Raw genomic sequence first — 12,427 nt, 5'->3', positions numbered from 1 at the left:
CAAAACGGTCACCGGGGCTGGGAAGCCGGCCGGGGATCGATCCGAAGAGACGCGGGCCTATCGAGACGAATGGTGCAAGTATTTCTGGTACGCGGCGACGGCCAGTTCGTCACATCGTTCGTTCTCGGTGTGCCCCGCGTGGCCTTTGACGTGCCGAAACTTGACGCGATGCGTCTGCATCAATTCGTCCAGACGCTTCCACAATTCGACGTTCTTGACCGGAACCAATTTCGAGCCGTCTTTGCGTTTCCAGCCGCGACGTTTCCAACCGGCCATCCAGCTATTGATGCCCTGCCCGACATAGGTGCTGTCGGCGTGCAGGGTGACGTCGCACGGTTCCTTCAGCAATTCCAGGCCTTTGATGACGGCCATCAATTCCATCTTGTTGTTGGTCGTCGGGGTGTCCCCGCCGCTGCGTTCGACCTGTTTCCCCGTCGACCCGCACCGCAAAATGAACGCCCAGCCGCCCGGTCCTGGGTTACCGCTGCAGGCGCCATCGGTATACAAATCAACGGGTTTCATAGGGCATCGGTCGGTGTGGGGAAATGCGGTGGTGATCCGCTGTCGGTTTGCGGCGGACCATTGCTTGCACCGGAGCCGTTGGAGCCGGTGCCGGATGCTTGTTGCGGATCGTCGTCCCTGTTTGACGCAACGTGCGGTTGGGATGCGGTAAAGATGTCGGCGTTACGAAGTTCCCACGGCAGTGTCACCCAAAACGTGCTGCCACGACCCAGTTCACTTTCAAAGTCGACTTCACCGCCCAACAGCTTTGACAATTCGCGGACGATTGATAACCCCAGGCCGGTTCCGGCAAACTCACGGGTCAAGCCTTCGCCGTCCAGCACTTGCTTGCTTTGTCGGAACTTTTGAAAAATCACCGAATGATCTTCTTCGGCAATGCCGACTCCCGTGTCGCGGACGGACAACCGAAATTCATCGCCCAAGTTTTGAACGCCGATCGTGATGATGCCGCCTTCGGGCGTGAACTTGATGGCATTGCTGAGCAAGTTGTTCAGGATCTGTCCCAGCTTGCCGGCGTCCTGGTACGCGGCCGGCAAATCGTCCGGAATCTTTTGAATGACGGAGATGTTCTTTTCCTCTGATAGCGACCCGATCATGTCGCACTGAGCCGCAACGACGCGTTTTAAATCAAATTCGCCGCGTTTGACCTCCAATTTGCCTGCTTCGACCTTGGCCAAGTCCAAGATGTCGTTGATCATTTCCAGCAACAAGCGACCGCTTTTCTGAATGTTCGACGCGTATCGCCGCTGTTTGTCGTTCAGCGAATCGATGTCTTGTAGGACTTCGGAAAACCCAATGATGCTGTTCAGCGGTGTCCGCAGTTCGTGACTCATGTTGGCCAAGAAGTCACTTTTCAGCCGGTTGGCTTCGTACAGTTGCAAGTTCAATTGTGCAAACTGGTCGACACGCGCGTCCAGTTCGCGGTTGACGTCTTCGATCTGGGACTGCGTTTCGGTCAAGTGACGCAGCATCCGGTTGAAAGCGTCGGCCAATTCGCGGAACTCGTCTTCCGTGTCGATCAGTGCCCGCTGGCTGGTGTCCCCATGGGTGATGGCGTCACTGACGTCACGCAGGTGATACAGGGGTTGCAGAACCAGATAACGCACGATCGCATGCATCACATACAACGTTGCGGCAACGATCAGCATGGCCATCGCGATGATGATCGCACGGATCCCTTCGGTCGATGCGTTGGTGCCGCTGTTGGGCATCGTGACCTTCATCACCCGAAACGGATACTGTGCGGCACGGGCGACCGGGTCCTCGTCGCTGAGCGATTGATTGCTTTGTCCGATCGGGGCATGACAGGACACGCAAGTTTCATCAGGCCAGATCGGCGTGTACAGAACGTATTCGTTGTTGTCGACTTCTTCGCCCAAGGCGACAGGATTGCTGCCGGCCCCGATGCGGGCCATCGCTTCGTCTTCACCCAGGTCGATCGGATGAGTGATGTCGACGCCGCTGGATGCGATACGGTTGGCCAACCGTCGCCGAAACTCGGCTTCCAGGTTTTCCAATTTCCGCAGCAGTTCGGGCGACTCCGGTGCAAGCCGTGGTGGCAGATTGCTGAAGCCGGGTGAATCGGAATGATCCAGACCCAAGATCTGGAACCGCATCTTGTCGCCCAACAATTGCTTGTGCAGCTTTTCCAGGGCGGTCCGTTTCGTTTCCGCCGCCTCGCTGGCGAAATCCTGATCGTTCCAAAACGCCTGTTCGTGCAGCGTTTCCAGCGCGTGTGGCTTGAAGTCCAACGCGCGTTGCTTGGTCGTGTTCAGAACCAACCCGCGGGCCAACACCTGGACGACGGCGAACGCACCGAACATCAAGACCAACAGGGCCGAACCGAAGAAGAGCAAGCACTTGCGCTCCAGACTCATCGACGAGATCAAACTTTGCAGCAATCGGAGCATTGCGATGGGATCTGTCGGACGGAGACGCGGGCTTGGAAACGGAGCCGTCGAGTTTGACGAATCAGCGGGGCGGCGCGGAGACGAATTTCAGAGGGCTTGGGCTGACCTTACCGCCCGCAAGACCGTTTCAAACCCCTCTATCTTACCCATCCGGCGCTTCTTGCCGTTGTAAAGGGCCATAATTACAGTGAACCGGCAATATGGCCCTGTTGTTGTCTCCGTTCGCCGTCACGGCAGCGTCTTTGACCTAAGCTTTTGGGAATAACAGCCGGTCTATCCGTCGATTCACCCCCCAGAATTGCGGCCCCGCACGTCCGAAGGGGACCGTTTTCTACCTACTTCCGACCTTTTCGGCATCAATCCGGCGAGGAGCCAGAGAAAGATGAAACGCACGATCCGTCTCGTGGTCCGATGGACGCTCGTCCTTTGTTTGATCACAGTCCTAAGTATCAGTCCCGCCACAGCGGGGTGGTTACTGGAAAACCTGGGCAAGGGGCACGACGCGTGCGGCAGCCGTACCAAGGCCGCCCCCGCCGCTTGTTGTCCCACGCCGGTTTGCGATCCGGCACCCGTGTGCCAAGTGGCACCGGCATGCCCGCCCGCGCCCGTATGCCAGCCTGAACCGGAACCCTGCTGCGCTGCGCCCGCGGATCCCTGTGCGGACGTCGTCGCGACGCCCGTGATCCAAGGCGATTGCTGCGGCGCAACTGTTGTTGAACCGACCATCATCGAATCGGCACCGATCGTCGAAGGCGAAGTGGTCGCACCGCCGGCCGATGCCGTGGTGCCGCCGGCACCGGTCGAAGAACCGGCCGAAGCAATGGAGGCTGAAGAGCCGGCCGCTGACGACGAAGTCGCGACCGAGCCCGAAGCGGCACCCGCCGCGGAAGAATCGTTCCCCGAGCCGCCCGCCGAGACTGAGCCGCCCGCCGAGACTGAGCCGCTCGAAGCCGAAGAACCGGCGACCGAAAGCCCATCGGATGTTCCGGCCGAAGAACCTGTGATGGAAGAACCGCCTGTCGAAGAGCCAGCTGTTGAGGAACCAGCTGTTGAGGAACCAGCTGTCGAAGAGCCCGCCATTGAGGAACCCGCCGAAGCGGAAGCCCCGGCCGCTGAAGAAGCGATGGACGACCTGTTCGGTGAACCTGCCGAAGCGGAAGCCCCGGCTGCTGAAGAAGCGATGGACGACCTGTTCGGTGAACCCGCCGAAGCGGAAGCCCCGGCTGCTGAAGAGGCGATGGACGACCTGTTCGGTGAACCCGCCGAAGCGGAAGCTCCGGCTGCTGAAGAATCGATGGACGACCTGTTCGGTGAACCCGCCGAAGCGGAAGCCCCGGCTGCTGAAGAAGCGATGGACGACCTGTTCGGTGAACCCGCCGAAGCGGAAGCCCCGGCCGCTGAAGAGGCGATGGACGACCTGTTCGGTGAACCCGCCGAAGCGGAAGCTCCGGCCGCTGAAGAAGCGATGGACGACCTGTTCGGTGAACCCGCCGAAGCGGAAGCACCGGCTGCTGAAGAAGCGATGGACGACCTGTTCGGTGAACCCGCCGAAGCGGAAGCACCGGCTGCTGAAGAGGCGATGGACGACCTGTTCGGTGAACCTGCCGAAGCGGAAGCTCCGGCTGCTGAAGAGGCGATGGACGACCTGTTCGGTGAACCTGCCGAAGCGGAAGCTCCGGCCGCCGATTCGGAACTGGACCAACTGTTTGATACCCCGGACACCGCCCCGGCCGCCGAAGAATCGACCGACAGCTTGGGAGACTTGTTCGGTGACGAAGCCCCCGCCATGGAAGAAGCTCCCTCGGGCGAAGAGGGAACCTTGAACGACCTGTTCGGTGACCCGGCCGAAGAGGCACCGGCACCCGAAGGCGACAGCTTGGAAGACTTGTTCGGGGATCCGCCGGCCACCGAAGAACCGGTTGATGACTTGGACGATTTGTTCGGCGAACGTGAAGCTTTGGAACGTGCCGAAAATGAGCGTGAAGGCGTCTTCGATGACCTGTTCGGTGCCCCCGAAGAAATGACCCCGACCTCGGAGTCGGAAGAGAACGACGACTTTGAATTCTCCACCGATGATTTGTTCGGTGCGAATCGCAAAGCGGCTCCGGTGCAAGCAGACGTCGCAGCATCGTCGGCCGATGCCCAGGACGAAGAACGTGTCGCCGAAGTGGCCGAAGTCCAGCCGGCGGAAACCTCGCTGCAAGTCGTCAGCGCCAAACCGGTCGCCGTGGATCCGTTGTCCGAAACTCGCGTTCGCGTCTGGGTCGACAACACGGGCAACTTTAGCACCGAAGGTCGTCTGATCCAGATTTCGTCCAGCGAAGTTCGTTTGATGAAAGCCAATGGTCGCACCTGCACGGTGCCGCGTGAGCGGTTGTGCGAAGCCGACAGTGCCTATGTCTCGGCGATCGAGTCCAAGATCCAGCGATCGCGTCTGGCCATGGTTGCCGACAAGTAATCATGCCCTAGACGCCCAACGCACAACGGTAAATCGCATTCATCGCATTGACCGCTGTGCCTAGGCAAAACTGGCTAAAACCGAAGAATTGTATTCCGGTCCGGGCGTCCTGCTCGGACCGGTTTTTTTGTGCTCGTGGCGTCATGCATCGCCCCGGGGATTGAACCCGCATGAGTGAACACCATGGATGAAGACGCTGATTTGCCGATTCGGCTGAGCCATCACGATCCGCGTTGGCGTCAGGAATTCCAACAGATTCGCAGTGGCGTTTTGCAGTGTGGTCAGGGAATGATCACGCAGGTCGAACACATCGGCGGTACCGCGTTGCCGGGACGCATCAGCCAGCCGATCATCGATGTGCTTGCCGGAGTTCACGATGCGAACCAGATGGACGAAGCGGCCTTGTCGATCGAAGGGCTGTACTTTCGGCCTCTGCCACCACCCCACTGGGATTTGTCTGCGGTGCGGTTGATCAAGCCTCGCGGGGGACCGGTGACGCACCAGTTGTTTCTGATGCCCATCGGCACGCCGGCCTGGCATGCGGCGCTAGCGATTCGCGATCATTTGCGATCCGATACCGAAGCCAGCCTTCGCTTCGAAGACGCCAAAGTCGGCATTTGGAAGCGGACGGGCGGCGATCCGGAGGACTATCCGCGTGCTAAAGACGGCGTGTTCACCCATCTGATGGAACAATTGAACTTACCGTAACGTCGGGCTGATCGTCCAATCATCGGCGGGGCTGAAAGCCGGCGGTCGGGTTATAATCGCCTTTGACGTTGTAACGATGCCGACCGTTTCCCACTTGCCAATCAATCACATGGCACGCAGCCGCCTTGGGCCCCTGGCCATTGAAACGAAGCTCGGGGACCACCCATCGCGCAGTTCCGTTTGGCGGGCCATTCATCTGAAACAGAAGGCCGCCGTTGCCGTCAAAGTCTTCAATGTTCCGTTCGGCGGAACGCCGGAGACCCGCGCCGAATTCAAGTCGGAGTGGGACCAGCTGAAAACGATCCGGCATCCCGGCATTGCCAAGTGCTATGGCGGTGGATTCGAACAAACCGATGCGTATTTGGCTTACGAGCTGATCGACGGTGAAACGCTGGATTCGATGCTGATCCGTCGGGACCGCCTGCCTTGGGAAACGGTTCTGGATCTGGCCGAAGGCATCGTCGACGCGCTGGAATATTTGCACGAGCGGCAGATGTATCACGGTCGGTTGCAGCCGGACAAAGTGATCGTTGCGGGGCTAAGTCCGATCTTGGTTGACATGCGACTTGCCCGTGGCGACGGACCCTTTCAAACCGGCCGACCGCTGGAGGCGCATGAGCTGGCGTACCGCGCCCCGGAAACCGTGGATGATGACGCCGCGACCGGTGTAAAGTCGGATTTGTACGCGTTGGGCGTGATCATGTATCGATGCCTGACCGGTCGTTTGCCGTATGACGCCGATACGCCGACCGAGATGCGTGATGCGGTGCGTCATGCCGCGCCGACATCCCCGGCAACTGTGGTGATGGACTTGCCGGTTTGGATGGACAAATTGGTCGGCCAGTTGATCCACCCCGAATCGGCATCACGGCCGGCGGGCGCGGCCGCGGTCAAAATGGGGTTGGCCGAGGTGCGAAAGCGATCGATGTCTCGGGCTGGTGTCGCCGAACAGGTTTCTTCGGGTTTCAGTCCCGTACAGATCGGCGATCAGAGCCAGCGTGACGAAGCCCGGGTCTTGTTGGGACAACAGATCGTTGACTTGGACGACGATCAGCCTGTCGATGATGCGTCGTGGTACGACCAGTGGTGGGCGTTGCTGCTGGGCCTTGCCGCGATCATCGGATTGCTGGCGTATTTCATGTGGCCTCTTGGCGAAGACCAGATGCGTCAGCGGGCCGAAGACCTGTTGGCCGAGGGGACGCGCGGCGCCAAGATCCAAGCCAAAATCAGTTATCTACAGCCGATGCTGGACAAATTCCCCAACGGTGAACACGCAACTTGGGCCGCGGACCAAATCGAGCAAGTGGAAATGGTCGAAGCGGAGCATTTTCTGTCGGTCAAGATGAAGCGTAATTTGCCTCTGCGTGGTGAAGGCGAACGATTGTACGCCGAAGCACTGCAGTACCAGCGGTTCGGCGACGATGCATCGGCTCTTGCCAAATACCGCAGCATCGTCACGCTGTTGGCCGATCAAGATCAGTACCGGGCATTCGTGAACCTGGCGCGGCGTCAGATTGCCCAGATTGAATCGACCGGCCAAAAAGGTGGCGAAGCGGCGGGAATCATCATCGCAAAGATGAAGGAAGCCGATTCGGCATACCGAAGTGGAAACGTCATCGCGGCCCGAAAAATCTGGTATAGCATCATTGATTTGTACGCCGACAACGCGGCCGTCGCGCCCCTGGTTCAACAAGCCCAAGACCGCATCGAGGCGGTGGCGTCCGGGGCGAATTGAATCAACCGCAACACGGCTGGTGCGCAACCGTTGCACGTATCGGCGGCCCTGGCGGTCGGCGGTCCCGACGGTTCCCATTTCATCCACAGGACTTTCGACGTCATGTCGCCGACCGAACCTCAGGACGCATCGGACGAACCGATTTACGAAGCCACGGTCGTGCACCCGGAACATGGCCCGTCGACGTCCAGTCAGGGCGTGACACAAAGCAAGGCGGCCGTGTTGGCGGTGCTGTTCTTGGTCGCGGGTGTTTTCGGTGTTCCGTTGCTGTGGATCAACAAGCGATTCAATACGGCCGAGCGAATCTTGTGGACCGTCGTCGTGACGATTTACACATTCCTGTTGGTGTGGATTGCCTACAGCGTTGTCATGTGGTCGCTGGACCAAATCGCTGCCAGTCGATTGGGTCAGTGATGCCGTGGTGAATTGAATCGGTCAACGCACACAGCGATAAACGAATGCTGGCGGCAAATTGGCCCACGCGGTAGGGCTGCGGTGGACGCTGGAAAAGTTCTGGTCCAACCGTCGGCGAAACCGCTGACCGGCTGGCAGGATGACGCCTTGCCAATAAGCAAACGTGACGAATTGCCCGCCGGGACGCAGCACCGCCAATGTCGCATCCATGATTTCTTGTTGCAGCGAATCGGGAAACGAAGCCCAGGGCAGCCCACACAAAATGGCGTCGACGTTTTGCATGTCGTGTTGTCGGCAAAGTGCTTGCACATTGGACGCACTGTCTTCGACGACGTTCACACCGGGGCAACGCTGTCGCGTGGTGGCGGCCAGTTCCGGGGAACGCTCGATCGCAAAAAAGCGTGCTTCGGGATGGAGTCGATCGGCAATGGCTTCGGTAAACACCCCGGTGCCCGGACCATATTCGACGACATTGCGGATTGATTCCCACTTGATCCAGTCGGTCATTCGATCCACCAACTGACGTCCGCTGGGCGCGATTGCCCCCACCTGCGTGGGCGATCGGATGAAATTTTTCAGGAACGTCAGGGTGTCGGACATCGTGTCGGGCAATCGTTGGGGCGGCGGCGTAGGCGAACTTCGGGCGGCCGCGTTTCGGGAATCGCCTGGACCGTGTCACGTCAGGGCTGGGGCACCGACGGCGGCGGTTGAAGCGATGTGGGGCTGGCCAACAGGTATCCCGCCCAAAACAGCGGTTGTCCACCGGTGACCCCTTCGCGTTTATGTTCGGACTGTGGGATTAACGGTTCGGCCGCCGGATCCAATTCGGTCTCTTTCAGCACGCTTTTGGCCCGCTGCCATGCGCCGACCAGACCCAGGAAGGGAATTTCCGGCAACAGTTCGCTCAAGGCCGTGGCGGTCGATTGGCCTCCCACCGCCCAGCGAGTGATCATCACGTCGCGGACGCCGGCGGCTTGCAACGCCGTGATCGTCATGAACAGTTCGTCACCGCCGCCCAGTTTTCCGACGCCGACGGGCGTACGGAAACCGGCCAGGACGACCGACCGTGGGCTGGGCCCCGGCAAACGCATCCAACCGTCCAGCGATCCCATCGGGGAAGCCCCGTCGTAGGCCCCGACGTTGAACGCCAGCGGACGTTTCAGATCCGGCGCTTTGGCCGCGGCGACGGCCAGCACCGAAACGCTATCACCCAGCAATCCGCTGGGCATCTTGTCTTCGACTCCCAGGCGTCGTGATTGTTCCAGTCGCCCCAATACCGATTCGATCGCGGCTTCATTCGCTTGGCGATCTTGGGGTTGAAAGAACGAACCACCGACGAAGGCGATCGGTCCATTGGCGGCTGTCGGTGCGGTTGGATGGAATGCCGACCCCGGTGTGGTGGCGTAACGCACCGAAAGGGCGTCTCCCAACATGACGTCATCGGCTTCATCGACGGGCAACAATTCGAACGGCAGGTACCACAACAGACCGTCCGGAACGATGACCACTTCTTGCAAACCTTTCAGGTCTTCGATGCGTGAATCGGGAAACAGACGCTTCGCCAACTTGCCGGCCGCTGATTTCCAGTTGTCGTTTTCGGGCAGCCGTTTGCCGCGGCTTTTCATCGCTCCGATTTCACGCAGCACCATGGCGACTTCGTTGCCCAATCGGTTCGCCCCGGCAACCGCCCATATGTCGGTTTCGCCTTGGAACGTCAGGGTGGCGATGACGCCGGTTCCCACACGCGTAAAAGTCACCAGCGCGCGCCCTGCCGGGATCTGGTCGGCCAGCGGCGTGGGATCGGCGGGCGCCGGAATCACCCGCGGCAATGTTCCACGGTTCAAAGCGATCTGAGTCGCCAAGACCTCTTGCTGGTTGCCCTTCACCGTCGCCGCATCGGCATCCAGGGGGACGGCCTGTCCGGCCGCGTTTCGCAAAGGATCAAATACGGGGCCCGCATCAGCCAGGAATTTCACCGCTTCGGTCGGCAGGATGGTTTCAGGGGCAGTCGCAAGTTGACGCACCTGAGCGATTCGGCCGCCCAGTGGCAAATGACGCAAGAAGCGGTCGGCCAAGACGACGTCCAGACGCCGCAGAAATTCGCGACCATCGGTGTCGTTGGCGGCCAACCGTAGCCACAAGTCGAGCGCCGTTGATTTGTCCAGCATCGTGATCGCCATCGCGTCGACCGGGTCACGTCGCCAAACCTCCGCCGGAGCGGCGGCACAGTAGCGTTGCAACGCTTCGTCGCCAGCGGTGGCCCCACGAGTCGCTGTGGTGGCTTGGACGATCAACGACAGTTGCGACACGCGGGGCATCGACGTCACGCTGCGCCGACCGAACGAATGGTTCAGTGCGAACTTGGAAAGGCTGGCCAGCGATTGGTCCAGCTTGCTGGCGCCGGATCCTGTGCTCTGAAGCGTCGTTCCCTGCAAGGCCGCCAACCTGGATGCAACGTAGGCACCATAAGCATCGATGCGTGGTTGGACCACATCACGACGCGAGGACAAAGTCTGTGCTTGGCGGATCAATTCCAAAGCCGATGCCGCGTCGCCCGCGGTGACCGCCGCGTCGGCCGCAGCCACCAAACAGTGCAGCGCCGCCAAACGCGATTCGCGACCGATCGCCAACGCCGCGGTTTTGCAGAACGTGGCGACAGCAACGGCATTGGCGGATGTCGCGCATCCCGCGGCCAACTGAGCGGCTTCGCCGACCAACTCCGGTTGCTCCAGCGCCGCGGCGGCATTGGCGGTCATTCGAGCCTTGGCGGGTGTCGCCGACCAATTGTCCGTTCCCGCCGTCGCATAGGCGTCGCACAGCATCAACGCGCCGGCCAGCGGATGCACACCGCCCTGCACTGTCGAGTATTTGGAAACATCCGACATGACGCGACCATCGTCCATGACGCCCAAGCGTTCACAGGCACGCATCGAACCGATCAAGGTCTTGCCCAGAACCGAATTTAGTTCCGACGGATACTTTGTCGATTCCAACGCATCGGTGCCCAGCGGGTCTTGATTGCTGAGCGGGCCCATCAAGACACGACGCCGAAAGGATGCCAGAGCGATGCCACGCATGACTTCGACGGCATCGATCGATTTGATATTCAATTGTTCAAACGATCCGCCCTGGGCGATTCGCTGTTCGGTGGCCTGTTCGCCCGACAAGAATGAAGTCTTGCGGGACAACGTCAGCACCCGCACCGCCGCCGCCTCGGGCCAAAGTCCGCGCGTCGGAGATCGCACCGCACCGGGTTGGACCAGTTGGTCCCAGTCCACACGGCCCAGCCATCCACGGTGACGCGCCACCAACTGGAACACCTGATCCAGCGCGGCCCGGCAGGCGGGAAGATTGCCGGCGTGCCAATGGCACTCGGCGGTCATCGCCAAGACGGGGATCGAATCAATCCAGCGGCCGTTGATGTCTCGCCGGCAACGTCCCAAGGCGACATCAAACCGGTCCATCGCCAGTTCCAGGTCACCGTTGCGATAGTCCTGCAGCGCGACGTAATAGAATTCGTTCGGGTAGGTTCCGCTCGGTTCGCTGCCGGGAAATCCGACGACCGGTTGGGCCTGGACATCAACCAACGACACCGCAACGACGACCAGAGCAAGCAGGGCTGGGGTGGCGGAGTGGCGAACCATGGACAGTTTCCGCAGGTGGCAAGAGTGACAGAGAGGACGTTCCGCAGTGGGGCACGTCACGATGCTTTTCGCGGGACCGGATGTGATCCACACCGGCGGTGGCGGAAGCAACGGACGGGGCGGACCGGACCCGTGCAGCGATTTCGAAAAGAACCATTCAGTCTAACCGGTTCGGCGGCGCGGTCGAAATGTTTCGCCGCGCACGAAAAAAGCTCGGCCGCTGACGCGACCGAGCTTATCGATTGTGGCTGTTACAGCGATGCTTTCGACCCCGGTCCGCTTGTGACGCGGTGGTCACGGGCGGGGCGACAGCCATGCGAACATCAGTTCAGCATTTCTTGAACATGCTTCATGACGTCGGCGATGTCGATCGCGTCGGCCTTGTAGGTGTGCGATGCCACCACTTGGCTTTCGTTGGCGACCACGATCGCTACTTCCGCGTCCTCGGGGATCTTGTAGCTGGACGGGCCGTTGGCGTCATCCGACACCACGACGGGGATGTTCTTCGCCTTTGCGGCGCTGGCGAACTTCTCGCCGCTCTTCTTCATCTTCTCGGACTCGCCACCGATCAGGGTCACCAGACCCTTCAGTTGCGCGTCTTGGTGTGATTCCACGGCCTTGTCCAACTTCTGAACAAACTCGGGCAATTTACCTTCGGTGGTGCGGGTGAACACCATCACCATCGGTCGCGATCCATAGCGGCAGCGATAGCAAAGCTTTTCGCCGACTTCGACGCCGTCTTCCTCGGCACCGGCAACTTTGGTCACGTGGAAGGCACCGATTTGCGAACCTTCTTCCAGGCATTGGCCTGACTGGCAATCGTCTGCAAAAGCGGTCGTGCCCAACATCGCAACGCTCAACGCGGCACCCAGAAACAACTTGGTCATGCTCAGATTCTCCAAACTCTTTGGAAAGGACTTTAACGGGGGATTCGGGATCGACGGCGACCCGACGATCGGGCCTGTGCCGTTCCCAGCGGCCTGACGCTTTCAATGTCCAGGCGGTGCGTCAACCCGCCACGCTGACGGCACAATAG

The 12,427-nt window shown here is 60.3% G+C and carries 9 protein-coding genes; 4 read left to right on the top strand and 5 right to left on the bottom strand.

The window, feature by feature from the left end; all coding sequences use genetic code 11:
• Positions 1-57 precede the first annotated feature (57 nt).
• Together rnhA and HFP54_RS21490 are read right to left on the bottom strand one after the other, a co-directional pair.
• Positions 58-522: a ribonuclease HI gene (rnhA, locus tag HFP54_RS21495; protein WP_168566737.1), complete on the bottom strand. Its 465-nt coding sequence runs from the start codon at positions 520-522 to the stop codon at positions 58-60.
• On the bottom strand, positions 519-2,399 hold the full coding sequence (locus HFP54_RS21490) for a sensor histidine kinase (protein ID WP_235952156.1): 1,881 nt from the start codon (positions 2,397-2,399) through the stop codon (positions 519-521). Before HFP54_RS21490 ends, rnhA begins: the two co-directional genes overlap by 4 nt.
• Positions 2,400-2,814: 415 nt before the next feature.
• Here HFP54_RS21490 and HFP54_RS21485 point away from each other — a divergent pair, with 415 nt between their 5' ends.
• From HFP54_RS21485 to HFP54_RS21470, 4 genes are all read left to right on the top strand, one after another.
• Positions 2,815-4,890 carry a nucleoporin gene (locus HFP54_RS21485; RefSeq protein WP_168566735.1) on the top strand — a complete coding sequence of 692 codons (2,076 nt, stop codon included), beginning with the start codon at positions 2,815-2,817 and terminating at the stop codon, positions 4,888-4,890.
• Between the two features lie 183 nt (positions 4,891-5,073).
• Positions 5,074-5,598, top strand: coding sequence for a GrpB family protein (locus HFP54_RS21480; RefSeq protein ID WP_146415972.1), 525 nt, complete (start codon positions 5,074-5,076; stop codon positions 5,596-5,598).
• Positions 5,599-5,707: 109 nt separating this feature from the next.
• On the top strand, positions 5,708-7,333 hold the full coding sequence (locus HFP54_RS21475; RefSeq protein ID WP_146415971.1) for a serine/threonine protein kinase: 1,626 nt from the start codon (positions 5,708-5,710) through the stop codon (positions 7,331-7,333).
• 102 nt (positions 7,334-7,435) lie between these two features.
• Complete coding sequence (locus HFP54_RS21470; RefSeq protein ID WP_146415970.1) at positions 7,436-7,747, top strand: hypothetical protein; 312 nt, start codon at positions 7,436-7,438, stop codon at positions 7,745-7,747.
• Positions 7,748-7,768: 21 nt separating this feature from the next.
• Here the strand turns inward: HFP54_RS21470 and HFP54_RS21465 are convergent, their stop codons facing one another.
• From HFP54_RS21465 to HFP54_RS21455, 3 genes are all read right to left on the bottom strand, one after another.
• Positions 7,769-8,347, bottom strand: coding sequence for a class I SAM-dependent methyltransferase (locus HFP54_RS21465; protein WP_168566734.1), 579 nt, complete (start codon positions 8,345-8,347; stop codon positions 7,769-7,771).
• An 80-nt stretch (positions 8,348-8,427) separates the two neighbouring features.
• Positions 8,428-11,391 (bottom strand): CHAT domain-containing protein, encoded by a 2,964-nt coding sequence (locus HFP54_RS21460; protein ID WP_168566733.1) that lies wholly within the window; start codon positions 11,389-11,391, stop codon positions 8,428-8,430.
• 323 nt (positions 11,392-11,714) lie between these two features.
• Entirely contained in the window at positions 11,715-12,278 is a 564-nt protein-coding gene (locus HFP54_RS21455; RefSeq protein WP_146415967.1) for a hypothetical protein, read from the bottom strand.
• Between the last annotated feature and the right edge of the window lie 149 nt (positions 12,279-12,427).

This window comes from Crateriforma spongiae (assembly GCF_012290005.1).
GTDB classification, from domain to species: Bacteria; Planctomycetota; Planctomycetia; order Pirellulales; family Pirellulaceae; genus Crateriforma; species Crateriforma spongiae.
Note: the sequence above shows the minus strand (reverse complement) of the source record. Positions and strands in the feature narration are given on the sequence as shown.